Annotated in this window: 24 protein-coding genes; 18 read left to right on the forward strand and 6 right to left on the reverse strand. The window is 70.9% G+C overall.

The features are described from left to right. The first annotated feature begins 265 nt into the window (after nucleotides 1-265). Nucleotides 266-1,951, forward strand: coding sequence for a methyl-accepting chemotaxis protein (locus BLU22_RS15390; RefSeq protein ID WP_269457596.1), 1,686 nt, complete (start codon nucleotides 266-268; stop codon nucleotides 1,949-1,951). A 90-nt stretch (nucleotides 1,952-2,041) separates the two neighbouring features. Here BLU22_RS15390 and BLU22_RS07765 read toward each other — a convergent pair whose 3' ends face one another. Beyond that, nucleotides 2,042-2,500, reverse strand: coding sequence for a PAS domain-containing protein (locus tag BLU22_RS07765; RefSeq protein WP_090213402.1), 459 nt, complete (start codon nucleotides 2,498-2,500; stop codon nucleotides 2,042-2,044). A gap of 123 nt (nucleotides 2,501-2,623) precedes the next feature. Between BLU22_RS07765 and BLU22_RS07770 the strand changes: the two genes are divergently transcribed. From BLU22_RS07770 to BLU22_RS07815, 10 genes are all read left to right on the forward strand, one after another. Beyond that, nucleotides 2,624-3,079: a flavodoxin domain-containing protein gene (locus BLU22_RS07770; RefSeq protein WP_090213404.1), complete on the forward strand. Its 456-nt coding sequence runs from the start codon at nucleotides 2,624-2,626 to the stop codon at nucleotides 3,077-3,079. Nucleotides 3,080-3,234: 155 nt separating this feature from the next. Next, complete coding sequence (locus BLU22_RS07775) at nucleotides 3,235-4,257, forward strand: Glu/Leu/Phe/Val dehydrogenase family protein (RefSeq protein WP_090213405.1); 1,023 nt, start codon at nucleotides 3,235-3,237, stop codon at nucleotides 4,255-4,257. A 67-nt stretch (nucleotides 4,258-4,324) separates the two neighbouring features. Continuing rightward, complete coding sequence (pdhA, locus tag BLU22_RS07780) at nucleotides 4,325-5,422, forward strand: pyruvate dehydrogenase (acetyl-transferring) E1 component subunit alpha (RefSeq protein WP_090213407.1); 1,098 nt, start codon at nucleotides 4,325-4,327, stop codon at nucleotides 5,420-5,422. Beyond that, on the forward strand, nucleotides 5,415-6,401 hold the full coding sequence (locus tag BLU22_RS07785; protein WP_090213408.1) for an alpha-ketoacid dehydrogenase subunit beta: 987 nt from the start codon (nucleotides 5,415-5,417) through the stop codon (nucleotides 6,399-6,401). Before pdhA ends, BLU22_RS07785 begins: the two co-directional genes overlap by 8 nt. 136 nt (nucleotides 6,402-6,537) lie before the next feature. Further along, the gene (locus BLU22_RS07790; RefSeq protein ID WP_090213410.1) at nucleotides 6,538-7,650 is read left to right on the forward strand and encodes a dihydrolipoamide acetyltransferase family protein; all 1,113 of its coding nucleotides are present in this window, start codon (nucleotides 6,538-6,540) and stop codon (nucleotides 7,648-7,650) included. 140 nt (nucleotides 7,651-7,790) lie between these two features. Further along, on the forward strand, nucleotides 7,791-8,543 hold the full coding sequence (locus BLU22_RS07795) for a class I SAM-dependent methyltransferase (RefSeq protein ID WP_090213412.1): 753 nt from the start codon (nucleotides 7,791-7,793) through the stop codon (nucleotides 8,541-8,543). A 110-nt stretch (nucleotides 8,544-8,653) separates the two neighbouring features. Then, the gene (locus BLU22_RS07800; RefSeq protein WP_090213413.1) at nucleotides 8,654-8,995 is read left to right on the forward strand and encodes an ArsR/SmtB family transcription factor; all 342 of its coding nucleotides are present in this window, start codon (nucleotides 8,654-8,656) and stop codon (nucleotides 8,993-8,995) included. A 104-nt stretch (nucleotides 8,996-9,099) separates the two neighbouring features. Then, the gene (locus tag BLU22_RS07805) at nucleotides 9,100-9,564 is read left to right on the forward strand and encodes a hypothetical protein (protein WP_090213415.1); all 465 of its coding nucleotides are present in this window, start codon (nucleotides 9,100-9,102) and stop codon (nucleotides 9,562-9,564) included. Nucleotides 9,565-9,602: 38 nt separating this feature from the next. Then, nucleotides 9,603-10,037 carry a YqaA family protein gene (locus BLU22_RS07810; RefSeq protein ID WP_090213416.1) on the forward strand — a complete coding sequence of 145 codons (435 nt, stop codon included), beginning with the start codon at nucleotides 9,603-9,605 and terminating at the stop codon, nucleotides 10,035-10,037. Between the two features lie 65 nt (nucleotides 10,038-10,102). Further along, nucleotides 10,103-10,342: a DUF2789 family protein gene (locus tag BLU22_RS07815; RefSeq protein ID WP_090213418.1), complete on the forward strand. Its 240-nt coding sequence runs from the start codon at nucleotides 10,103-10,105 to the stop codon at nucleotides 10,340-10,342. A 7-nt stretch (nucleotides 10,343-10,349) separates the two neighbouring features. Here the strand turns inward: BLU22_RS07815 and arsB are convergent, their stop codons facing one another. After that, nucleotides 10,350-11,426: an ACR3 family arsenite efflux transporter gene (gene arsB, locus BLU22_RS07820; RefSeq protein ID WP_090213419.1), complete on the reverse strand. Its 1,077-nt coding sequence runs from the start codon at nucleotides 11,424-11,426 to the stop codon at nucleotides 10,350-10,352. 59 nt (nucleotides 11,427-11,485) lie between these two features. Further along, complete coding sequence (locus tag BLU22_RS07825) at nucleotides 11,486-12,553, reverse strand: ArsO family NAD(P)H-dependent flavin-containing monooxygenase (RefSeq protein WP_090213421.1); 1,068 nt, start codon at nucleotides 12,551-12,553, stop codon at nucleotides 11,486-11,488. A gap of 206 nt (nucleotides 12,554-12,759) precedes the next feature. Between BLU22_RS07825 and BLU22_RS07830 the strand changes: the two genes are divergently transcribed. The 7 genes from BLU22_RS07830 (at nucleotide 12,760) to BLU22_RS07860 (ending at nucleotide 18,271) form a co-directional block, all read left to right on the forward strand. Beyond that, on the forward strand, nucleotides 12,760-13,116 hold the full coding sequence (locus BLU22_RS07830) for a metalloregulator ArsR/SmtB family transcription factor (RefSeq protein ID WP_090213423.1): 357 nt from the start codon (nucleotides 12,760-12,762) through the stop codon (nucleotides 13,114-13,116). 22 nt (nucleotides 13,117-13,138) lie between these two features. Further along, complete coding sequence (gene arsH / locus BLU22_RS07835; protein ID WP_090213425.1) at nucleotides 13,139-13,852, forward strand: arsenical resistance protein ArsH; 714 nt, start codon at nucleotides 13,139-13,141, stop codon at nucleotides 13,850-13,852. 37 nt (nucleotides 13,853-13,889) lie between these two features. After that, the gene (locus BLU22_RS07840; RefSeq protein ID WP_090213426.1) at nucleotides 13,890-14,894 is read left to right on the forward strand and encodes an ArsJ-associated glyceraldehyde-3-phosphate dehydrogenase; all 1,005 of its coding nucleotides are present in this window, start codon (nucleotides 13,890-13,892) and stop codon (nucleotides 14,892-14,894) included. 146 nt (nucleotides 14,895-15,040) lie between these two features. Then, nucleotides 15,041-16,255 carry an organoarsenical effux MFS transporter ArsJ gene (gene arsJ, locus BLU22_RS07845; RefSeq protein WP_090213428.1) on the forward strand — a complete coding sequence of 405 codons (1,215 nt, stop codon included), beginning with the start codon at nucleotides 15,041-15,043 and terminating at the stop codon, nucleotides 16,253-16,255. 70 nt (nucleotides 16,256-16,325) lie between these two features. Beyond that, nucleotides 16,326-16,742: an META domain-containing protein gene (locus BLU22_RS07850; protein ID WP_090213429.1), complete on the forward strand. Its 417-nt coding sequence runs from the start codon at nucleotides 16,326-16,328 to the stop codon at nucleotides 16,740-16,742. Between the two features lie 26 nt (nucleotides 16,743-16,768). Then, nucleotides 16,769-17,293, forward strand: a complete 525-nt coding sequence (locus BLU22_RS07855) for a DUF3833 domain-containing protein (RefSeq protein ID WP_090213430.1) — start codon at nucleotides 16,769-16,771, stop codon at nucleotides 17,291-17,293. Nucleotides 17,294-17,371: 78 nt separating this feature from the next. Further along, a complete protein-coding gene (locus BLU22_RS07860) occupies nucleotides 17,372-18,271 on the forward strand; it encodes a pseudouridine synthase (protein WP_090213432.1) in 900 nt (299 codons plus the stop codon). On the opposite strand, the gene BLU22_RS07865 is transcribed toward BLU22_RS07860, so the two are convergent. The 3 genes from BLU22_RS07865 to BLU22_RS07875 all read right to left on the reverse strand — a co-directional run bounded on the left by BLU22_RS07865 (nucleotide 18,272) and on the right by BLU22_RS07875 (nucleotide 22,460). Then, nucleotides 18,272-19,600: a ferredoxin reductase family protein gene (locus BLU22_RS07865; protein ID WP_090213434.1), complete on the reverse strand. Its 1,329-nt coding sequence runs from the start codon at nucleotides 19,598-19,600 to the stop codon at nucleotides 18,272-18,274. 89 nt (nucleotides 19,601-19,689) lie between these two features. Continuing rightward, on the reverse strand, nucleotides 19,690-20,148 hold the full coding sequence (locus BLU22_RS07870) for a group II truncated hemoglobin (protein ID WP_090213436.1): 459 nt from the start codon (nucleotides 20,146-20,148) through the stop codon (nucleotides 19,690-19,692). Between the two features lie 92 nt (nucleotides 20,149-20,240). Further along, nucleotides 20,241-22,460 (reverse strand): primosomal protein N', encoded by a 2,220-nt coding sequence (locus BLU22_RS07875; protein ID WP_090213437.1) that lies wholly within the window; start codon nucleotides 22,458-22,460, stop codon nucleotides 20,241-20,243. Nucleotides 22,461-22,629: the final 169 nt, after the last annotated feature.

The following is a 22,629-nucleotide window of genomic DNA, read 5'->3' on the forward strand; positions in this document are numbered from 1 at the left end:
CCTGATCCGTGGCTACGGCACGCCTCATACCTTTGATATCGGCAAGCACGAACAGCGGATTGCGTCCGTTAACTGGCGCTATTTATCGATTCGATTAACTTGTTAATCCATATGATGCCGGGCTTTCCGTGCCCGGAAATATGCAGTCGCTATTTCCGCAGTGCCGGGCATCGTCGTGCAGCGATTATTCCGTCGTGGATATATGCGGAATCCTGTGCGGCGAGACGTTGTGTCATTGATGTGTCTTTGTGCGGGAGTGCGCGTAGTGAAATGGTTTGAGCGACAAAAAATCGGCATCAAGCTTATTTGCAGTTTTCTGCTGGTTTCTTTTGTCGGTGCGGTGATCGGTATTCTCGGTATCGCCAAGACGGCGCAGATGAACGATCTGGCGACCCGGATGTACGAGGACGAGGCCGTGGGTCTGCGGCATGTCGCCGAGGTCAAGATCCAGTTCATGGCGGCGAACCAGGCGATCCGCAACGCCCTGCTGGCCGGCAGCGATGGCGAGCGGGAGCTGGCGCTGGTCGACCTGCGCGAGCGCAGCGACAAGGCCAAGGCGGCGCTGATGCAGGCCCGGCGGGTCTTCGTGACTGAGCGGGGGCGCGCCGATGCCGACGAGGCCCAACAGGCGCTGCAGGCTTTCGACGTGGTCGCGAACGAGGTGGTGCGCCGTCTGCGCGAGGACGATCCCGAGCGCGTGCAGAACGCCACCTACTATCTGGTCAGCGAAGGACGCCCGGCGGCCGATCATGCCGACACGCTGCTCGGCGGCATGATCGAGGCGAAGATGGCCAACACCGTGCGCATCGCCGAGCAGACCGAGAGCATCTATCTGGCCAACCGCCTGCTGCTGATCGTCCTGACCCTGGCCGGCGTGCTGGCCGGCGCGCTGATCGGCGTGCTCCTCACCCGCAACCTGACCCGCCAGCTCGGCGGCGAGCCGGTCGAGGTGGCCGACCTGGCCAGCCGCATCGCCGCCGGTGACCTGACCGGGCGCCTCGACGCCGCGCAGGCCCGGCCGGGCAGCGTGATGTATGCGATGAGCCAGATGCAGGCCGCGCTGAGCCGGGTGGTCGGTTCGGTGCGCGCCAGCAGCGACAGCATCGCCACCGGTTCCGCGCAGATCGCTTCCGGCAACGCCGACCTGTCCTCGCGCACCGAGCAGCAGGCCGCCTCCCTGGAGGAGACCGCGGCGAGCATGGAGGAGCTGACCTCCACGGTGAAGCAGAACGCCGACAACGCCCGCCAGGCCAGCGCGCTGGCCAACGACGCCTCCAGCACCGCCGACCATGGCCGCGAGGTGGTGCACCAGGTGGTCGACACCATGCAGGGCATCAACGACAGCTCGCAGCGCATCGCCAGCATCATCAACGTGATCGACTCGATCGCCTTCCAGACCAACATCCTCGCCCTGAACGCCTCGGTGGAAGCGGCGCGCGCCGGCGAGCAGGGCCGCGGCTTCACCGTGGTGGCCAGCGAGGTGCGCAACCTGGCCAGCCGCAGCGCCGAGGCGGCGCGCGAGATCAAGACCCTGATCGAGGAGTCCGGGCGCCGCGTGCAGGACGGCACCAAGCTGGTCGAGCAGGCCGGCAAGACCATGGGCGATGTGGTCGGCGCGGTACGCCGGGTCACCGACATCATCGACGAGATCTCCGCCGCTTCCCAGGAGCAGAGCGAGGGCATCGGCCAGGTCAACACCGCCGTGGCACAGATGGACCAGGTGACCCAGCAGAACGCCAGCCTGGTGCAGGAAGCCTCCGCCGCCTCGGCCTCGCTGGCCGAGCAGGCGCAGAAGCTGCAGGAAGCGGTGGCGGTGTTCCGCCTCAGCGACAATCAGCCGACGCGTACCGCGAGCGCGCCGCGCCGTGTGCAGACTGCAGCCGCTGTCGCCGCGCAGCCGGTGCGTCCCGCCGCGGCGCATGTCGCGGAGCAGGAGTGGGAAACCTTCTGAGTGCTGCCCTGCGCCGGCGTCTCCGGCGCATATGGCAAAACGCCCCGCAGTGTCGGGGCGTTTTGCGTTCGGCGCGGTGCGAGGCGGCCTTCAGCCCTGAGGCTTGGCCTTGAGCGCCGCCAGTTCGGCCTTGAGCGCGGCCAGCTCGGCTTCCAGCTCGACGACGCGCTGCTGCGCCTCGACCTGCTCGGTGACGTCCTTCTGGATGCCGATGTAGTAGGTCAGCTGGTCGGCCTCGTTGAACACCGGGGTGATCGACAGCTCGTTCCAGAACAGCGAACCGTCCTTGCGGTAGTTGCGGATCACCTGGCGGCACGGGCGATGCTCGTGGACCGCCTGACGGATCAGCTCCAGGCCGATCTGTTCGCGGTCGCCGGCCTGCAGGAAGCGGCAGTCCTGGTAGAGGATGTCGTCGGCGCCGTAGCCGGTCAGGCGCTCGAAGGCCGGATTGGCGTAGATGAGGATGTTGTCGTCGCCTTCCTGTTCGGCGACGACTATGCCGTCGTTGGAGGCGTCGACCACCAGTTGCAGCAGCTTGGCGTTGATCATCGGGACTGTCCTTGGGGTAATGTCGCGATTCTAATCCATTGCCGCAGGCTGTCCATGCCAGCGCCCGCCGTGCGGCGATGGGGCATAATGCGCGGCCCTGTCTGAGTGCCCGGGAGGGCCGCCATGCTCGAACTCGCCATTGTTTCCGGTACCGCCTTCGGCACCGCCGAGGAGGTCGCCCGCCATGCCGAGCAGTTCCTGCGCGATGCCGGCATCGAGGCCCGCCATCTGCCGCGAATCCACCTCGACGAGCTGCTGGCCCTCGATCCCCAGGCGCTGCTGGTGGTGACCTCGACCACCGGGATGGGCGAGGTGCCTGACAGCCTGCAGGAGCTGCTCGACGAGATCGAGGGTGCGCAGCCCGACTGGCGCGGCCGTCCGCTGGCGGTGATCGGCCTCGGCGACAGCGCCTACGGCGAGCAGTTCTGCGCCGCCGCCCTGCAGGCGCACATGCTGCTGCTGAGCCTGGGCATGCGCGATCTGCAGTCGCAGCTGCAGCTCGACGCCAGCGAGACGGTGACTCCGGCCGAGGACGCCGAACCCTGGCTGGCGCGCCTGGCGGGCAACTTGCTGCGCTGATCGGCGCGCAGGGCCGGGCGCGGCTTCTATACTCAAGGCACTAGAAGCGCCGCGCGGCCCGAGGTCGCGGGCGGCTCGTGCGCGGCGTCGCGGTGGGGCGCCGCCGCCGGCGAGCCGGCACAGGCGCCATGTCCCGACCAGCCAGGAGTCCGTCCATGTTCGCCATCATGGAAAACGCGCGTCTCGAAGAGCTGCATCTGGCCTGCGATCCGCACAGCGGACTGCGCGCCATCGTCGCCATCCACAACACCCGGCTGGGGCCCGCCCTCGGCGGCTGCCGCTACCTGGCCTATGCCGACGAGGACAGCGCGGTGCGCGACGCCGTGCGCCTGGCCCGCGGCATGAGCTACAAGGCGGCGCTGGCCGGCCTGGCCCTGGGCGGCGGCAAGGCGGTGATCATGCGCCCGCCGCACCTGGATAGCCGCGCCGCGCTGTTCGAGGCCTTCGGCCGCGCGGTGGAGAACCTCGGCGGGCGCTACATCACCGCCGTGGACAGCGGCACCTCCGGCCTCGACATGGACTGCATCGCCCGCCACACCCGCCACGTCACCAGCACCAGCGCCGGTGGCGACCCCTCGCCGCACACCGCCCTCGGCGTGCTGGCCGGGATTCGCGCCACGGCGCTGGCGCGGCTGGGCAGCGACTCCCTGGTCGGCCTGCGAGTCGCCATCCAGGGCCTCGGCCACGTCGGCTACGCCTTGGCCGAGCACCTCCGCGCGGCCGGCGCCGAGCTGCTGGTCAGCGACGTCGACGCCGGCCGCCTGCAACTGGCGGTCGAGCAGCTCGGCGCCCGTGCGGTCGAGCCCGAAGCCCTGCTCGGCAGCCCCTGCGACATCCTCACGCCCTGCGGGCTGGGCGGGGCGATCAACCCGCAGACGGTCGACCGGCTACGCTGCGCGGCGGTGGCCGGCGCCGCCAACAACCAGCTGGACAGCCCGGAGATGGGCGACGCGCTGGCCGAGCGCGGCATCCTCTACGCCCCCGACTATGTGATCAACTCCGGCGGGCTGATCTTCGTCGCCCTGCAGCACCAGGGCCACAGCGGCGCGGAAATCGCCGCCCATCTCGGGCGGATCGGCGCGCGACTGACGGAAATCTATGCCGAAGCCGAGGCCGAGCGACGCTCGCCGGCGCGGGTCGCCGACGATCTGGCCGAGCGGCTGATCTACGGCGGCTGAACAGCCATTCCAGACCTGCGCCGGCCCGTCCGGCGCCCACGCACCCCATGGTGCCAGGGAGGAAGCCATGCCCCATACCCGCATCGAAGTGCCCTACACCCGCTACCTCGACCCGGAGGGCCGTCCGCTCGGGCCGCTGCCGGACTGGGTCGAGGACGGCGAGCGGGTGGTCGGCCTGTACCGCGCCATGCTGCGCACCCGGTTGTTCGACCAGAAGGTGATCGCCCTGCAGCGCACCGGGCGGATCGGCACCTACGCTTCCAGCCTCGGCCAGGAAGCGGTGGGCACCGCCATCGGCAGCCTGCTGCGCGCCGAGGACGTGCTGCTGCCCTACTACCGCGACACCGCCTGCCAGCTGCTGCGCGGGGTGAGCATGGCGGAAATGCTCTTCTACTGGGGCGGCGACGAGCGCGGCAGCCAGTTCCGTGACCCGCGCGTGGCCGAGGACTTCCCGCTCTGCGTGCCGATCGCCACCCAGGCGCTGCATGCCTGCGGGGTGGCCAGCGCGTTCAAGATCCGCGGCGAGCACCGGGTAGCGCTGACCACCTGCGGCGACGGCGCGACCAGCAAGGGCGACTTCCTCGAAGCCCTCAACGTCGCCGGCGCCTGGCAGCTGCCGGTGGTCTTCGTGGTCAACAACAACCAGTGGGCCATCTCGGTGCCGCGGCGCATCCAGTGCGGTGCGCCGACCCTGGCGCAGAAGGCCTTCGGCGCCGGCTTCCCCGGCGAGCAGGTGGACGGCAACGACGTCATCGCGGTGGTCGAGCGCCTGCGCCACGCCCTCGACCAGGCCCGCCACGGCAAGGGGCCGACCCTGCTGGAGTGCATCACCTACCGATTGTGCGACCACACCACCGCCGACGACGCGACCCGCTACCGCAGCGCCGAGGAGGTCAACCAGGCCTGGCACGAGGAGCCGGTCAAGCGTCTGCAGAGCTATCTGGTTGGCCGCGGGCTGTGGGACGAGGCGCGCGAGCAGGCGCTGGTCGCCGAAAGCCAGGCCGAGCTGCAGGCGGCCATCGCCGCCTACGAGTCGAGCGCACCGCGCGAGCCGGCCAGCCTGTTCGAGCATGTCTACGCACGCTGGCCGCAGGCGCTGGCCGAGCAGCGCGAGCAGCTCGCCGAGCGCGCCGCGCGCCGGCAGGGAGGAAAGGACCATGAGTGAGCGCAAATACACCCTGGTCGAGGCGGTCAACCTGGCCCTGCACCGGGCCATGGCCGAGGACGACAACGTGCTGGTGCTCGGCGAGGACATCGGCGTCAATGGTGGCGTGTTCCGCGCCACCCTGGGGCTGCGCGAGCGCTTCGGCCTCAAGCGGGTGATCGACACGCCGCTGGCCGAGAACATGATCGCCGGGCTGGGCATCGGCATGGCCGCCCAGGGCCTGAAGCCGGTGCTGGAGATCCAGTTCCTCGGCTTCATCTACGCGGCCATGGAGCAACTGGTGTCCCACGCCGCGCGGCTGCGCAACCGCACCCAGGGCCGGCTGAGCTGCCCGCTGGTGCTGCGCTCGCCGATGGGCGCGGGAATTCGCGCCCCCGAGCACCACAGCGAGGCCACCGAGGCGCTGTTCGCGCACATTCCGGGCTTGCGGGTGGTGGTGCCCTCGTCGCCGGCGCGCGCCTACGGGCTGCTGCTGGCGGCCATCGACGATCCCGATCCGGTGATCTTCCTCGAACCGACCCGCCTGTACCGGATGAACCCGCAGCCGCTGGCCGACGACGGCCACCGCCTGCCGCTGGACAGCTGCTTCACCCTGCGCGAGGGCAGCGACCTGACCCTGGTCAGCTGGGGCGCCAGCGTCCACGAAACCCTGCAGGCGGCGAGCGCGCTGGCCGAGCGCGGGATCAGCGCCGAGGTGATCGACGTCGCCTGCCTCAAACCGCTGGACCTGGACACCCTGGAAGCCTCGGTGCGCAAGACCGGGCGCTGCGTGATCGTCCACGAGGCGCCGAAGAGCTGCGGGATCGGCGCGGAGATCGCCGCCAGCCTCTACGAGCGCGCCCTGCTCGACCTGCATGCGCCGATCCAGCGGGTCGCCGCGCCGGACATCCCGCCGCCGCTGTATCGCCTGGAGCCGTATTACCTGGCCGACGTCGGCGACATCCTCGCCGCCTGCGACGCGGTGCTGGAGTACGCCTGAGGGCGGCAATCGGTGGACAACGGCGCCGCCTTGTCCGCCACTGCACGATGGGGTGGAAAAGACCCGCGGTCGTTTTCCACCCCGGGCTTGAGTCCCCCGGACCGTTCGGCCCGGGGAGCAACGGGGGAACGGAATCATGAAACACTTCAAGCTGCCGGATCTCGGCGAAGGCCTGCAGGAAGCGGAAATCGTCCAGTGGCACGTCAAGGCCGGCGACAGCGTCAAGGCCGATCAGCTGCTGGTCTCGGTGGAAACTGCCAAGGCCATCGTCGACATTCCCGCACCCTACGATGGCGTGGTGGTGAAAACCTTCGGCGCCGAGGGCGACCTGCTCCACGTCGGCGAGCCGCTGCTGGCCTACGAGGGCGAGGGCGAGGACACCGGCACCGTGGTCGGCAAGCTGGAGGCCGGCGACAGCGCCGGTGGCGACAGCTTCTTCGTCGGCGCCGCGCCCTCGACCCGCGAACACCTGGCGCCGCGCGCCACCCCGGCGGTACGCCAGCTGGCGCAGCGTCTGGGCGTCGAGCTGGGCGCCCTGAGCGGCAGCGGCCCGGACGGGCTGATCACCCGCGCCGACATCGAGGCGGCGGCCGACAGCGCGCGCGACAGCTTCGGCGGCGAACGCCTGCGCGGCGTGCGCCGCAGCATGGCGCTGAACATGGCCCGCGCCCATGCCGAGGTGGTGCCGGTGGTGCTGGTCGAGGACGCCGACCTCAGCCGCTGGCCGCCGGCGCGCGAGCCGCTGGTGCGTCTGGCCCAGGCCATCGCCGCCGCCTGCGCCGCCGAGCCCGGCCTCAACGCCTGGTTCGACGGCAAGGCGCTGGCGGTCCGCCGCCACGCCCAGGTCGATCTCGGCATTGCCGTCGACACCCCGGACGGCCTGTTCGTGCCGGTGCTGCGCAACGTCGGCGGGCGCGATGCCGACGACCTGCGCGAAGGCATGCGCAACCTGCGCACGGCGGTCAAGGCGCGCTCGATCCCGCCCCAGGAGATGATGGGCGCGACCCTCACCCTGTCCAACTTCGGCACCCTGTTCGGCCGCTACGCCAACCCCATCGTGGTGCCGCCGCAGGTGGCGATCATCGGCGCCGGGGTGATCCGCGACCAGCCGGTGGCGGTGGACGGGCGGGTCGAGGTGCATCCGGTGATGCCGCTGTCGCTGACCTTCGACCACCGCGCGGTGACCGGCGGCGAGGCGGCGCGCTTCCTCAAGGCGCTGATCGGCGCGCTGGAGCAGGCCGAGGGCTGAGCGCCGCCGCATCGCGCGGCGACGGACGGCGGGCGCCTGGACGCTTTCGGCGTGGACGTGTCCGGGCAACCCGCGCCATTCTGGACGGCGTGAGTGGGGTGGCGCAGGCGGTGGGGAGGCCTGCGCGGGAGGGTGCCAGCATGCAGACGATTCGCGAGGACCACCCGGCCGGCGCCGCGCCCCGGCTGCGCCCGGAATACCCGGCGGCGCTGTTCGACTGGCTGGCCGAGGTCTGCCCGGGGCACGACATGGCCTGGGACTGCGGCACCGGCAACGGCCAGGCGGCGCTGCAGCTGGTGCGCCACTTCCGCCGGGTGGTGGCCTGCGATGCCAGCCCCGCGCAACTGACGTTCGCCGAGCCGCACCCGCACATCGACTATCGCCTGGCGCCGGCCGAGGACTGCGGCCTGCGCGAGCACAGCGTCGACCTGATCACCGTGGCCCAGGCGCTGCACTGGTTCGACTGCGCGGCCTTCCATGCCGAGGCGCAGCGGGTGCTCAGGCCCGGCGGGCTGATCGCCGAGTGGTGCCACGGGGCGCCGCGCCTGGGCGATGCGCGCGCCGATGCGCTGCTGCAGCACTTCTGCCAGACGGTGGTCGGCCCCTACTGGCCGGCCGAGCGCCGGCATGTCGACAGCGGCTACCGCGAGCTGGCGTTTCCCTTTGCCGCGTTGCCGGCGCCGGCCTTCAGCATGCAGGTGGAGTGGCCGCTGGCGCGGCTGCTCGGCCACCTGCGCAGCTGGTCGGCGACCGCCGCCTGCCAGCGCGCCGGCGCGGGCGAGGCGGACCCGGTCGCCGTGCTGGGCGAGCAACTGGCGCCGTTGTGGGGCGCGGCGCAGGCGCTGCAGACGGTCGACTGGCCACTGAGCCTGCGCGTCGGCCATCTGGGCTAGGACGAGCGGCAATCGGCGCTGCCGGTTTTCTGCACAAGACCTAGAGCTGCGCGCGCGCTCGGGCGATACTGTGCGGCCGTCGAACCGCTCAGCCCAGGATCCGCCGTGCCATGACCGAAGCCTCCACCGACCTCGATATGCAGACGATGCGCGACGCCGCCAGCGCCACGGCGAGCCTGTTGCGCACCCTCGGCAACCCGGATCGCCTGCTGCTGCTCTGTCAGTTGAGCCAGGGCGAGCGGGCGGTCGGCGAGCTGGAGGAGCTGGTCGGCCTGCGCCAGCCGAGCCTGTCCCAGCAACTGGCGGTGCTGCGCAACGAGGGGCTGGTGCAGACCCGTCGCGACGGCAAGCGGATCTTCTACCGGATCGCCGAGCCGCGCCTGCTGGTGCTGCTCGGCACCCTCTACCAGCTGTACTGCCCGCAGGACGAGGCGCCGCCGGCCGCCGGCTGAGCGCGGGGCTGTCGCCGCGCCCGCCAAGCCCCTACACTCTGCGCCCGTCACGGGGCCGGCCGCCGGCCGCTCCGCCAGGTCACAGCAGAGCACGCGAGGATTCCATGCAGGACAACGCTTCCCCGGTCGCCGGTCAGGTCGGTTACGTCGCCATCGAACAGCCGTTCGGCGTGCAGCCGCCCCAGGTGCATTGCCCGATCTGCGGCCAGCGCCAGTTCGTCGAGGCGGGCGACGAGTATCTGGAGACCCCCTGCGAGCACCTGGCTTTCGTCTTCGGTGGCGAGGAGGACGAGTTCGTCTACGCCTCCGACGACTTCGCCGCGCGCTTCGAGCGCTTCGACGCCGAGCTGGACGCGCGCTTCCCCGACGAGGACGCCCGCGTCGGCGAGGCCTACGAGGAAGCCAGCAGCTTCTACCGCGACCTGTTCGCCCGCCGCCTGGCCGATCTGGGCTACGGCGCCAACCTGCTGGCCCTGCGCATCACCTACGGCGGCATGGCCGACGGCGCGCCGGTCTGGTTCAGCGACGTCTACGGCTTCGACTACGCGACCATCCGCGACGACGAGTGAGCGGATGGCCGCGGCCCTTGCGATGCTGAGTGCCGGGCGTGCTTGAGCTGGGCTACCTCGGGCTGTTCCTCGCCGCCTTCGGCGCGGCCAGCCTGCTGCCGCTGCAGTCCGAGGCCGTGCTGGTCGGCCTGCTGCTGGCCGAGTCCCACCCGGTCGCCGCGCTGCTCGTCGTGGCCACCGCCGGCAACCTGCTTGGCTCGCTGCTCAACTGGTGGCTGGGTCGCTCCCTCGACCGTTTCCGCCACCGGCGCTGGTTCCCGGTCGGCGCCGCGCAGCTCGACCGCGCCCAGCACTGGTATCGCCGCTACGGCCGCTGGTCGCTGCTGCTGAGCTGGCTGCCGGTGGTCGGCGACCCGCTGACCCTGGTGGCCGGGATGCTGCGCGAATCGCTGTGGGTGTTCCTGCTGCTGGTCGGTCTGGCCAAGGGCCTGCGCTACCTGGCGCTGGCCGCGCTGACCCTCGGCTGGGGTTGAGCGGGCAGGGCGCGGCGAACGGGTCAATACTCTGTACGGTCAGCCACCTGCCGCCGGAGCCCGCCATGGACCAGCCGATCCACCGTTTCCACGACCTGTTCGCCCAGCTCGGCCTGCCCAACGATGCCGCAGCCATCGCCCACTTCATCGAGCGCCACGCGCCGCTGGCGGATGACCTGGCGCTGGCCGACGCGCCGTTCTGGAGCCCGGCCCAGGCGGCCTTCCTGCGCGAGGAAATCCTCGGCGACGCCGACTGGGCCGAGCTGATCGACCAGCTCGGCGCTGCCTTGCGCGCGCGGCGCTGAGCCGGCGTCAGCGCGGCAGGGCGCGCTCGTACCAGCCGCGACTGTCGTTGATCAGGCGCACCAAGGCGAGCATCACCGGCACCTCGATCAGCACGCCGACCACCGTGGCCAGCGCCGCGCCCGAGTCGAAACCATAGAGCACGATGGCCACCGCCACGGCCAGCTCGAAGAAGTTGGAGGCGCCGATCATGGTCGCCGGGCCGGCCACGTCGTGGCGCACCTTGAGGCGTCGGCACAGCCCGTAACCGAGGGCGGCGATGAACAGGGTCTGCAGCAGGATCGGCACGGCGAGCAGGCCGATCACCAGCGGTTGCGCGACGATGGCCTCGCCCTGGAAGGAGAACAGCAGCACCAGGGTGGCCAGCAGGGCGAGGATGGAGAACGGCGAGATCCGCGCCAGCGCGGCCCGGAAGGCCGCCTCGCCGCGCTTGAGCAGCCGGGCGCGGAGGAACTGGGCGATGGCCAGCGGAATGACGATGTACATCACCACCGAGAGCAGCAGGGTGTCCCAGGGCACCGGGATCGACGACACGCCGAGCAGCAGCGCGACGATGGGCGCGAAGGCGAACACCATCACCAGGTCGTTGAGCGCCACCTGGGTCAGGGTGAAGTTGGCGTTGCCGTTGCACAGGTTGCTCCACACGAAGACCATCGCCGTGCAGGGCGCGGCGCCGAGCAGGATCAGCCCGGCCATGTAGCTGTCCAGCTCGGCGGCCGGCAGCCAGGGGGCGAACAGCACCTTGACGAACAGCCAGCCGATCAGCGCCATGGAGAACGGCTTGACCGCCCAGTTGACCAGCAGGGTGACGCCCATTCCGGCTTTCTGCTGGCGCACCTCGTGCAGGGCGGCGAAGTCGATCTTCATCAGCATGGGGACGATCATCGCCCAGATCAGCACGCCGACCGGCAGATTGACCTGCGCCACCTCCAGCGCGCCGACCGTCTGTGCGGCGCCCGGCAGGTACAGGCCGAGCAGGGTGCCGGCGACGATGCACAGCAGCACCCAGAGGCTCAGGTAGCGCTCGAAGACGCCGAGCGGGGCGCCGGCGGCCTGTTTGGCCGCCACTTCACAGGGACTGGACATCGGGGATTACCTTCCTTGTCTCGCGGATGCGGCGCTGCCGAGGGGCGGCGCCAGGGAAATCAGTGCCCGCCGAGGGCGGCGACTATCTCGCTGACCGTGCTGCGCGCGGTGCGGGTCACGCCGATCAGGGTGGCCGAGGCGGCGCCGGTCCACTCGCCATAGCCGACCAGCCACAGGTTGGGCTGCCGCAGCGCGCGGGTGCCTTCGACCGCCACCTTGCCGTCGGCCTCGACCACGCCCAGCGGCTGCAGGTGATCCAGCGCCGGGCGGAAGCCGGTACACCAGATCACCGCATCGACCTCGGCGTGGCGGCCGTCGGCCCATTCCACGCCATGCTCGGTGAAGCGCGCGAACGGCCGCTCGCTGACCAGCACGCCGCGACTGCGCGCCTCGCGCACCGGCTCGACCATGACGATATCGCCCAGCCCGCCCACCGGCTGCTCGATGCGGCGGCCCTCCTGCTGCGCCTTCCAGCGTTCGGTGGCGCGCTCGAACAGCACACGGCCGTCGACCTCGTCAGCGAGGAACAGCGGCGGCTCGGGAGTGATCCACAGGGTCTCGGCGACCTGCGACACCTCGGCGAGGATCTGCGCCCCCGAGTTGCCGCCGCCGACGATCATCACCCGCTGGCCGGCGAAGGGTGTCGGGGCGACGTAGTGCGCCGAGTGCAGCTGCATCCCGGCGAACTCGCTGCGGCCGGGGTAGTCGGGGATGTACGGGTGGCTCCAGGTGCCGGTGGCGCTGACCACCGCGCGCGCCCGCCACTGGCGCTCGCCGGCGCGCACCCGCAGGTGGTCGCCGTCGCGCTCGACGGCGTCGACATGCACCGGGCGCAGCACCGGCAGCTGGTAGCGCGCCTCGTAGCGGCTCAGGTAGTCGATGACCTCGGCGCGGGTCGGATAGGTGCCCGCACTGGCCGGCATCGGCCAGCCGGGGATCGAACTCCAGGTGGCCGGGGAGAACAGGCGCAGCGAGTCCCAGCCGTGCAGCCAGGCGCCGCCCGGCGTGGCCTGCTCGTCGAGCAGCAGAAACGACAGGCCGCTGCGTTTCAGGCACCAGGCGGTGGCCAGGGCGGACTGGCCGCCGCCGATGACCAGGACATCGACGGCGCTGGGGGATGCGGACATGGGCGACTCCGGGTGGCGTGTCATCGAGCGGTCATCGATGGCGGGTTGAATGTCGTGGCACCATAACATATGAAAAAGTGCATGTTCAGTGCGGCGAGGCAATCTTCCGCTGGATTTGATCTTCTTGAAGCGAAGGGTGTGGCGGCTTTACCGAATATTCGATTTGGCATATGTTCTGTTTCCCATACCTGCCGGGAGCGCCGTCGATGGCCGAACACCTGACCCCGCCGCTGCTCTGCAAGAGCCTGGCCGACGAGACCCGCGCACGTCTCGTCCTGCTGATCGCCCGCGAGGGCGAGCTGTGCGTCTGCGAGCTGGTCTGCGCCCTGGGCGAGAGCCAGCCGAAGATTTCCCGCCATCTGGCCCAGCTCAGGGCCTGCGGCCTGCTCGCCGACCGCCGCCAGGGCCAGTGGGTGTATTACCGCCTGCATCCCGACCTGCCGGACTGGGTGCACGAGCTGCTGCGCCTGATGCTCGACTCCAACCGTCACTGGCTGTCCCCGCAGACCCGCCGCCTGGCCGAGATGGGCGAGCGCCCCGCGCGCAGTGCCGCCTGCTGCTGAACTGTCCGAAACGAGGCTTCCCATGCACGACGACCTGCCCAACATCGCTCCCGAACTGCTCGAGCTGCCCGATCCGGACAGGCTCGGCCTGCCGGCCCAGCCGGAACACCCGCCGCGCATCCTGCTGCTCTACGGCTCCAACCGCGAACGCTCCTACAGCCGCCTGCTGGTGCAGGAGGCCGCGCGTTTGCTCCGGCGCTTCGGCGCCGAGACGCGGATCTTCGACCCGTCCGGCCTGCCGCTGCCGGACGACGCGCCGGAGGAGCATCCCAAGGTGCAGGAGCTGCGCGAACTGGTGCTCTGGTCGGAAGGCCAAGTGTGGTGCTCGCCGGAGCGCCACGGCGCGATGAGCGCGGTGTTCAAGGCGCAGATCGACTGGATCCCGCTGACCATGGGTGCGATCCGCCCGACCCAGGGCAAGACCCTGGCGCTGATGCAGGTCTGCGGTGGCTCGCAGTCGTTCAACGCGGTCAACCAGATGCGCGTCCTCGGCCGCTGGATGCGCATGTTCACCATCCCTAACCAGTCCTCGGTGGCCAAGGCCTTCCTCGAATTCGACGAGGCCGGGCGCATGAAGCCCTCCGCCTACTACGACCGGGTGGTCGACGTGATGGAGGAACTGGTCAAGTTCACCCTGCTGCTGCGCGGGCGCACCGACTACCTGGTCGACCGCTACTCCGAACGCAAGGAGTCGGCCGAAGAGCTGTCCCGCCGCGTCAACCTGCGCACCATCTGACCCTCGAAGAATATTCACCGGAAGAGAGAGCAAGAGCATGACCCTCAAGGTAGGCATCAACGGCTTCGGCCGCATCGGACGTCTGGCCCTACGCGCGGCCTGGGGCTGGCCGGAGCTGGAGTTCGTGCAGATCAACGACCCGGCCGGCGACGCGGCGACCCACGCCCATCTGCTCAACTTCGACTCGGTGCATGGCCGCTGGTCCCATGAGGCGGGTAGCGACGGCGACTGCGTGGTGATCGACGGCCGGCGCATTCGGGTCACCGCCAACAAGGCCATCGCCGACACCGACTGGTCGGGCTGCGACCTGGTGATCGAGGCCAGCGGCAAGATGAAGACCGTCGCCGTGCTGCAGGGCTATCTGGATCAGGGCGTCAAGCGCGTGGTGGTCAGCGCGCCGGTCAAGGAGGCGGGCGCGCTGAACGTGGTGATGGGCGTCAACGACGGGCTGTTCGACCCGGCGCAGCACCGCATCGTCACCGCCGCTTCCTGCACCACCAACTGCCTGGCCCCGGTGGTCAAGGTGATCCACGAGGCCCTCGGCATCCGTCACGGCTCGATCACCACCATCCACGACCTGACCAATACCCAGAGCATTCTCGACCAGCCGCACAAGGACCTGCGTCGCGCCCGCGCCTCGGGGATGAGCCTGATCCCCACCACCACCGGCTCGGCCACCGCCATCGCCGAGATCTTCCCCGAGCTGCGCGGCAAGCTGAACGGCCATGCGGTGCGCGTGCCGCTGGCCAACGCCTCGCTGACCGACTGCGTGTTCGAGGTCGAGCGCGCCACCAGCGCCGAGGAGGTCAACGCGCTGCTCAAGGCCGCCGCCGCCGGCCCGCTCGCGGGCATCCTCGGCTATGAAGAGCGTCCGCTGGTGTCGATCGACTATCGCACCGACCCGCGCTCGTCGATCGTCGATGCGCTGTCGACCCTGGTGGTCAACGGCACCCAGGTGAAGGTCTACGCCTGGTACGACAACGAGTGGGGCTACGCCAACCGCACCGTCGAGCTGGCGCGCAAGGTCGGTCTGGCCGGTTGATCGACAGGCTTGTGTAGGGTGGGTTAGGCCGCAGGCCGTAACCCACCAATCGGCCGGAGGCCACAAGGATGCCTGCGGCATACCTGGCGGGTTACGCCGCTGCGCGGCTGACCCACCCTACGACTTCTTCGCATCAGGCTCCCCTCATGCACGCCCTGTCCCGTCTCTCTCCCGAAATCCGCCAGTACCTGCTGGTCACCGGCAACTACTGGGCCTTCACCCTCACCGACGGCGCGCTGCGCATGCTGGTGGTGCTGCACTTCCACGGCCTCGGTTACAGCCCGCTCTCGATCGCCGCGCTGTTCCTGTTCTACGAGATCTTCGGCGTGGTCACCAACCTGGTCGGCGGCTGGCTGGGTGCGCGGCTGGGGTTGAACCGCACCATGAACATCGGCCTCGGCCTGCAGGTGGCGGCGCTGCTGATGCTCACGGTGCCGGCGGCCCTGCTCACGGTCCCCTGGGTGATGGCGGCGCAGGCGCTGTCCGGCATCGCCAAGGACCTCAACAAGATGAGCGCCAAGAGCTCGATCAAGCTGCTGGTCGCCGACGGCCAGCAGGGCACCCTGTACCGCTGGGTGGCGCTGCTGACCGGCTCGAAGAACGCGCTCAAAGGCGTCGGTTTCTTCCTCGGCGGCGCGCTGCTGACCACGCTGGGCTTCGCCGGCGCGGTACTGGCGATGGCCGGCGTGCTGGCAGTGGTCTGGCTGGCCAGCGTGTGTCTGCTGAAGCAGGATCTGGGCAAGGCGAAGAGCAAGCCGAAGTTCCGCGACCTGCTGTCGAAGAGCCGGGCGATCAACCTGCTGTCCGCCGCCCGGCTGTTCCTGTTCGGCGCCCGCGACGTGTGGTTCGTGGTGGCGCTGCCGGTGTACCTGTCGGCCAGTTTCGGCTGGGACTTCTGGCAGGTCGGCGGCTTTCTCGCTGCCTGGGTGATCGGCTACGGCATCGTCCAGTCGCTCGCCCCGTACCTCACCGGCAAGCGCCGCGGCCAGGTGCCGGACGGTCGCGCCGCGTTCGTCTGGGCCACGCTGCTGGCCGGGCTGCCGGCCGCCATCGCCCTGGGCCTGGGCAGCGAGCTGCCGGCGCAGACGGTGCTGATCGGCGGCCTGCTGCTGTTCGGTGCGCTGTTCGCGATCAACTCCTCGCTGCACAGCTATCTGATCGTCAGCTATGCCAAGGAGGACGGCGTGTCGCTGGACGTGGGCTTCTACTACATGTCCAACGCCCTCGGCCGGCTGCTCGGCACCCTGCTGTCGGGCTGGGTGTTCCAGGTCTGGGGGCTGGAGGCCTGTCTGTGGGTGTCCAGCCTGTTCGTGCTGCTCGCCGCGCTGATCTCCATCGGCCTGCCGCGCCACGCCTCCTGAGCGGCGCGCGGCGTTTGCAGGCGGGAGCGGATGCGGCACACTGGGGCGCTCTATCTCCGGAGGTTGCCCCATGTCCGCATTCGCCCGTCTGTCCCTAATCCTCGGCGGCCTGCTGCTCGCCGCCGGCTGCGCCAGCCACAGTGCCCCACCTGCGGCCGTCGCCCTGGCCGGCGAGTGGCAGGTCGAGAGCCTGGCCGGCGCCGCGCCGCTGGCCGACGCCCCGATCACCCTGAACTTCATGGCCGACGGCCGCGTCGCCGGCCAGGCCTCCTGCAACCGCTACTTCGCCGCCTACCATCAGGACGGCGCCGCGTTGCACATCCAGTCCCCGGCCTCGACCATGATGGCCTGCCCGCCGGCGCTGATGGAGCAGGAACAGCGTTTCCTGCGCCAGCTCGAAGGCGTGCGCGCGCACCGTCTGGACGCCGCCGGCCGCCTGGTGCTGGAGAGCGCCGACGGCGCCAAGATCGTCGCCCGCCGCCGCTGAACCGACCGACCCAGAGGAGTTTCGTCATGAAGAAATGGTTGCTGGCACTGAGCCTGGCCGTGCTGGCCGGCTGCGGCGCACCGGGCGTGCAGGACTATCGCGACGCCCAGCCGGCCCTCGACCTGCCGCAGTACTTCCTCGGCACCACCGATGCCTGGGGCATGTTCCAGAAGCGCAACGGCGAGGTGGTCAAGCGCTTCAAGGTGGTCATCGAGGGGCGCATGGAGGGCGAGCAGCTGGTGCTCGACGAGCGCTTCGCCTACAGCGACGGCAGCACCGACCGCCGGGTCTGGCGTCTGCAGCGCCAGGCCGACGGCCAGTGGCGCGGCAGCGCCGCCGACGTGATCGGCAGCGCCCGCGGCGAGCTGGCCGGCAATGCGCTGAACTGGCGCTACAGCCTGCTGCTGCCGGTCGACGGCACCACCTACGAGGTGGATTTCGACGACTGGATGTTCCTGATCGACGAGCAGGTGATGGTCAACCGCGCGCGGATGAGCAAGTTCGGCTTCGAGCTGGGCCAGGTCACCCTGTTCTTCCGCAAGCGCGACTGAGCCGCGCGCCGAAAGGACTCGGAGCCCGTGGTGCGGGCGGCTACACTGCGCGCCCCTCCACGGCCTGCGAGCGCTGCGATGACCCTCAAACGCCTTTCCGCCGGCGGCGTCGGCTCCAGCACCGTCCACCTGCCGGTCGGCGACTGGACGACGGTGCTCGACTGCCTGTGTGCGCGCTTTCCGGCCATCGACCGCGACACCTGGCTGGCGCGCATGGCGCGCGGGCGGGTGCTGGATGCCGCCGGGCTGCCCATCGGCCCCGCGCATCCCTACCGCGCCGGCCTGCGCGTGCACTACTTCCGCGAGGTGCCGGCCGAACCGCGGATTCCCTTCGTCGAGCGCATCCTCCATTGCGACGAGCACCTGCTGGTGGCCGACAAGCCGCACTTCCTGCCGGTGATGCCGTCCGGCGAGTACGTCGAGGAAACCCTGCTCAGCCGCCTGGCGCGCCAGCTGGACAATCCGCACCTGGTGCCGCTGCACCGCATCGACCGCCTGACCGCCGGGCTGGTGCTGTTCTCCACCGCGCCGGCCAGCCGCGCCCGCTACCAGGCGCTGTTCCGCAGCCGGGAGATCCACAAGCGCTACGAGGCCATCGCCCCGGCGCTGCCGGCGCTGGAATTCCCGCTGCGCCGCGCCACCCGGCTGGTGCCGGGCGAGCCGTTCTTTCGCATGTGCGAGGCGCCCGGCGAGGCCAACAGCGAGACGCGCATCGAGGTGCTGGAGCGCCGTGACGCCCTGTGGCGCTACGGCCTGGAGCCGGTCAGCGGCAAGAAGCACCAGCTGCGGGTGCACATGGCGGCGCTCGGCGCACCGCTGTGCAACGACCCTTTCTACCCCGAGCTGGACGGCCGTCACCGCCGCGAAGCCGACGACTACGCCAGGCCGCTCAAGCTGCTGGCCCGGGCGCTGGCCTTCCGCGATCCGCTCAGCGGCACCGAGCGGCAGTTTCGCAGCGCGCTGACGCTGACCTTCTGATCAGCGCATGTCGAACAGTTCCTGATGGAAGCGCGTGGCCGGCAGCCCCCGGGCTTCCAGGCCGCTGCGCAGCGCCGCGCCGAACGCCGCCGGGCCGCAGAACCAGAAGTCGCGGGTCTGCCAGTCGGGCAGCAGGGCGCACAGCCCGGCGCAGTCCAGGCGCGGGTCGCGCCCGCTGACGCGCAGGTGCAGGCGCACCTGGGCCGTCTCGGCGAGGGCTTCGAGGCGGGCGATGAAGCCGGCGTCCGGGGCGTTGGTGCAGTAGATCAGGTCGATGGGCCGCCCGGCGGGACGCCCGGCGAGATCCTGCAGGCGGGCAATGAACGGGGTGATGCCGATGCCGCCGGCGATCCAGGCCTGGGCGCGCTCCTGCGGGGCGAAGTCGAAGCGCCCGTAGGGGCCTTCGACGCATACCGCATCGCCGACCTGCAGGCTGTGCGGCAGGCGTGCGGTGTAGTCGCCCAGGCCCTTGATGTTGAAGCGCAGGCGGCCGTCGCCCTGCCAGGCCGAGGAGATGGTGAAGGGGTGCGGACCTTCGGCGCGGTCGAAGGTGACGAAGGCGAACTGCCCGGCGGCATGGCCCGGCCAGCGGTCGTGCAGGCGCACGTCGACGCCCAGCACGTGGTTGTCCGGGTGCAGCTCGATGGCCTCGACCGTGCCGATGGCCTTGCGCCGCGCGCCGATCCGCCCGCCCAGCGAGAGCAGCGCGGCGCCGCTGCCGGCGGCGATCAGCAGGGCGACCAGCGGGCCGACCGCTGCGCTCCAGTAGTCGTGCTTCATCAGGATCAGCGAGTGGTAGGCAAGCACCAGGTAGACCGGCGCGAGCAGGCGGTGGGTCTTGAAGAAGTGGCGGTAGGGGAAGCGCCGGTACAGCGCCAGGGCGATCAGCAGCAGGGCCGCGTAGAAGGCCCACTCGCCGAGGCTTTCGGCCAGCCCGCGCTGGCCGTTGAAGAAGGCGGCCAGCGCCGAGGGCTCGCTGCCGGCAGCCTTGCGCGCCGGCTTCTCCAGCCAGCCCCAGCCGACCATCCATTTGGGCACCTGGACCCAGGCCCAGTGCAGCACCGACAGCAGCAGCGCGGCGATGCCCAGCCACTTGTGCAGGCGGTAGCCCTTGTCCAGGCCGCCGAGGCGCGCGTCGACCCAGGCCGGCCGGGCGGCCAGCAGCAGCCCCAGGCTCATCGCGCCGATGGCGAGGATGCCGGTGCCGTTGACCACCGCGCGGCGCAGGTCGAAGAAGGCGTAGCCGGCAGCGAACAGGTTGTCGGCCAGCAGCCAGAGCAGGGTGAGGAGGCCGAGGTAGGCGGCGAGAAACAGGCGCAGAGCATTCATGAATTAACATCCCGATGGCAGTGGAACTGGCCGCGGCGGGCGACCCGTTCCATGAAAGAGCGCCCATCCCGAGGCGCCCTTGAGGCAGGTCAGTGGCTGGCGTCGGCGCCCGCGGGTGTGGCTCCGGCGCCGCCGTGGGCGTGCCGGCAGACCTGCACGATGCGCTGCGCCGGCACGCGCAGCTGGGTCAGCAGGTAGCCGGCGAACGCCGGGGCGAAGTCCTGGCGGACGATGGCGCGCTCCATGCAGGTCAGCCAGGCGGCGCTGTCCTGCTCGTCGATCGGCCAGGGCGCGTGGGCATGGGGCAGCATGATGCTGCCGTATTTTTCGCGGAACAGTTTCGGCCCGCCCAGCCAGCCGCTGAGGAAGCAGGCCAGCTTGTCGGCGGAGGTGCTCAGGTCGGCCGGGTGCATGGCGCGGATGCGTGCCGCGCCCGGCCACTCGTCCATGATCCGGTAGAAGTCGTCGACCAGCCGGCGCAGGCCGTCGATGCCGCCGGCCGCCTGGTAGGAGGCGTCGCCGACGCCGTAGGTGGGGGTATCGCTCATGGTGCTGCGCTCCTCGGCAAGGGGGACGCACATTTTAGCGGAGCGCCCGCGTCCGGCGTGTGCGCAATCGCCGCACCGGCCGGGGCGGCGGCTCAGAACAGGTCGACCGGATCGACGTCCAGTGACCAGCGCACCTGGCGAGCGCCGGGCAGCGCTTCCAGTTCGGCGACCCAGGGGCCGAGCAGGCGGTGCAGCGCGGCGCGGCTGCCCGACTGCAGCAGCAGCTGGGCGCGGTGGCGGCCGGCGCGGCGTTCCATCGGCGCCGGTACCGGGCCGAGGACCATCACCGCCGTGTTGGCGCCGTCGTCCAGGCGCTGCTCGGCCAGCTGCGCGGCCTGGTCGAGGAAGGCCTCGGCCTGCTCCGGGCGGTGCGCGTCGGCGCGCAGCAGGGCCAGGTGGGCGAAGGGCGGCAGGCCGGCGGCGCGGCGCTCGGCCAGGGCCTGGGCGGCGAAGGCGGCATAGCCCTGCTCGCTGAGCTGGACCAGCAGCGGGTGGTCGGCCAGGTGGGTCTGGATGATCACCCGGCCCGGCTCCTCGGCGCGTCCGGCGCGTCCGGCGACCTGGACGATCAGCTGGGCCATGCGTTCGCTGGCGCGGAAGTCGGCGCTGAACAGCCCGCCGTCGGCGTCGAGGATCGCCACCAGGGTCACGCGCGGGAAGTGGTGGCCCTTGGCGAGCATCTGGGTGCCGACCAGGATGCACGGCTCGCCGCGATTGATGGTGGCGAACAGCTGCTCCATGGCGCCCTTGCGCGCGGTGCTGTCGCGGTCGACGCGCAGGATCGGGACCTCGGGGAAGAGGATGCGCAGGCGCTCCTCGCTGCGCTCGGTGCCGACCCCGACCGGGCGCAGGTCGACGTGCTGGCACTGCGGGCAGGCGCCGGGCGGGCGCTGGCGGTGGTCGCAGTGGTGGCAGCGCAGCTCGCCGCTGCGCTGGTGTAGGGTCAGGCGCGCGTCGCAACGCGGGCACAGCGCCATCCAGCCGCAGTCGTGGCACAGCAGGGTCGGCGCGAAGCCGCGGCGGTTGAGGAACACCAGCACCTGCTGGCCGGCGGCGAGGGTCTCGCCGATCAGTCGCTGCAGCGGCGGCGAAAGGCCGCTGTCCAACGGCCGGCTGCGCACGTCGAGGCGCTCGAAGCGCGGCGGCTGGGCGCCGCCGGCGCGGCGGGTCAGGCGCAGCAGGGCGTAGCGGCCCTGGTGGGCGTTGTGCAGGCTTTCCAGCGAGGGGGTGGCCGAGCCGAGCAGCAGCGGCACGCGCTCCAGGCGCGCGCGCATCACCGCCAGGTCGCGGGCGTGGTAGCGCAGGCCTTCCTGCTGCTTGTAGGACGCGTCGTGTTCCTCGTCGACGATGATCAGCCCCGGATTCTTCAGCGGGGTGAACAGCGCCGAGCGGGTGCCGATGACGATCTGCGCGCTGCCCTCGCGGGCCGCCTGCCAGGCGTCCAGGCGTTCGCGGTCGGTCAGCCCCGAGTGCAGCAGGGCGATGCGCGCGTTGAAGCGCCGGGCGAAGCGCTCCAGGGTCTGCGGGCCGAGGTTGATCTCCGGAATCAGCACCAGCGCCTGGCGGCCGGCTTCCAGGGTCTCGCGGATCAGCTGCAGGTAGACCTCGGTCTTGCCGCTGCCGGTGACGCCTTCCAGCAGGCAGGGGTGGAAGCGCCCGAAGCCTGCGCGCACCGCCTCGAAGGCGCTGCGCTGCTCGTCGTTGAGCGCCAGTTCCGGCTGCAGCAGCCAGGCGCCCTGGTGCACGGCGAGGCTCGGCCGCTGGCGCCGCACCTGCACCAGGCCCTTGTCGTGCAGGGCCTTGAGGCTGTCGCGCGACAGCTGGAACTGCTCCAGGCGGTTCTGGTCGATGCCGTGGGGGTGCTGGGCGAGGGTGGCCAGCGCCTGGCGCTGGCGCGGCGCGCGCGCCAGGCGCGGATCGTCGGCGCGCGCGCCGGGGGCGGCCTGCCAGAAACGCTCCTCGCCGCGCTCGGCCGACTCGCCCTGGCGCAGCAGCGCCGGCAGCGCCCAGGCGAAGGTGTCGCCGAGGCTGTGCTGGTAGTAGCTGGCGCTCCACAGGCACAGCTCCAGCAGCGCCGGCGGCAGCACCGGGGCGCGATCGAGCAGGGCCAGCGCTTCGCGCAGGCGCGTCTCGTCGATCTCGCTGTGCGCGGCCCGCGCCACCAGCACGCCGACCACCTCGCGGCGACCGAAGGGCACGCGCAGGCGCACGCCGGGCAGCAGCAGGGCCGGATCGATGTCGCGCGGGGCGCGGTAGTCGAACAGCCGGCGCAGCGGCGAGGGCAGGGCAAGGCGCAGGATGGGCAGGCTCACGCAGGGGCTCCGCAGGCGGGGCGGGCGATCTTAGCATGGCCGGCGATCCGCTCTGCGCTTGCATCGGGACGGTGCTCTGTTATCATGCCGCCCTATTTTTCCGGGTGGCCAGACTGCCCCGGTGCGTTACCTCGTGCGGTGCTCGGCATGGTGCCGGGTGGCGGCACAT

Source organism: Pseudomonas guangdongensis (assembly GCF_900105885.1).
Lineage (GTDB): Bacteria > Pseudomonadota > Gammaproteobacteria > Pseudomonadales > Pseudomonadaceae > Geopseudomonas > Geopseudomonas guangdongensis.

Bases quoted from the DNA above. Each gene is read 5' to 3' on its own strand.
- arsJ (WP_090213428.1), top strand. From the start codon at position 15,041: ATGCACGCCCTGTCCCGTCTCTCTCCCGAAATCCGCCAGTACCTGCTG.
- arsH (WP_090213425.1), top strand. From the start codon at position 13,139: ATGCACGACGACCTGCCCAACATCGCTCCCGAACTGCTCGAGCTGCCC.
- BLU22_RS07775 (WP_090213405.1), top strand. From the start codon at position 3,235: ATGTTCGCCATCATGGAAAACGCGCGTCTCGAAGAGCTGCATCTGGCC.
- BLU22_RS07815 (WP_090213418.1), top strand. From the start codon at position 10,103: ATGGACCAGCCGATCCACCGTTTCCACGACCTGTTCGCCCAGCTCGGC.
- BLU22_RS07840 (WP_090213426.1), top strand. From the start codon at position 13,890: ATGACCCTCAAGGTAGGCATCAACGGCTTCGGCCGCATCGGACGTCTG.
- BLU22_RS07770 (WP_090213404.1), top strand. From the start codon at position 2,624: ATGCTCGAACTCGCCATTGTTTCCGGTACCGCCTTCGGCACCGCCGAG.
- BLU22_RS07785 (WP_090213408.1), top strand. From the start codon at position 5,415: ATGAGTGAGCGCAAATACACCCTGGTCGAGGCGGTCAACCTGGCCCTG.
- BLU22_RS07805 (WP_090213415.1), top strand. From the start codon at position 9,100: ATGCAGGACAACGCTTCCCCGGTCGCCGGTCAGGTCGGTTACGTCGCC.
- BLU22_RS07830 (WP_090213423.1), top strand. From the start codon at position 12,760: ATGGCCGAACACCTGACCCCGCCGCTGCTCTGCAAGAGCCTGGCCGAC.
- BLU22_RS07865 (WP_090213434.1), bottom strand. From the start codon at position 19,600: ATGAATGCTCTGCGCCTGTTTCTCGCCGCCTACCTCGGCCTCCTCACC.
- BLU22_RS07825 (WP_090213421.1), bottom strand. From the start codon at position 12,553: ATGTCCGCATCCCCCAGCGCCGTCGATGTCCTGGTCATCGGCGGCGGC.
- pdhA (WP_090213407.1), top strand. From the start codon at position 4,325: ATGCCCCATACCCGCATCGAAGTGCCCTACACCCGCTACCTCGACCCG.
- BLU22_RS07870 (WP_090213436.1), bottom strand. From the start codon at position 20,148: ATGAGCGATACCCCCACCTACGGCGTCGGCGACGCCTCCTACCAGGCG.
- BLU22_RS07790 (WP_090213410.1), top strand. From the start codon at position 6,538: ATGAAACACTTCAAGCTGCCGGATCTCGGCGAAGGCCTGCAGGAAGCG.
- BLU22_RS07795 (WP_090213412.1), top strand. From the start codon at position 7,791: ATGCAGACGATTCGCGAGGACCACCCGGCCGGCGCCGCGCCCCGGCTG.
- BLU22_RS07765 (WP_090213402.1), bottom strand. From the start codon at position 2,500: ATGATCAACGCCAAGCTGCTGCAACTGGTGGTCGACGCCTCCAACGAC.
- BLU22_RS07860 (WP_090213432.1), top strand. From the start codon at position 17,372: ATGACCCTCAAACGCCTTTCCGCCGGCGGCGTCGGCTCCAGCACCGTC.
- BLU22_RS07855 (WP_090213430.1), top strand. From the start codon at position 16,769: ATGAAGAAATGGTTGCTGGCACTGAGCCTGGCCGTGCTGGCCGGCTGC.
- BLU22_RS07850 (WP_090213429.1), top strand. From the start codon at position 16,326: ATGTCCGCATTCGCCCGTCTGTCCCTAATCCTCGGCGGCCTGCTGCTC.
- BLU22_RS07800 (WP_090213413.1), top strand. From the start codon at position 8,654: ATGACCGAAGCCTCCACCGACCTCGATATGCAGACGATGCGCGACGCC.
- arsB (WP_090213419.1), bottom strand. From the start codon at position 11,426: ATGTCCAGTCCCTGTGAAGTGGCGGCCAAACAGGCCGCCGGCGCCCCG.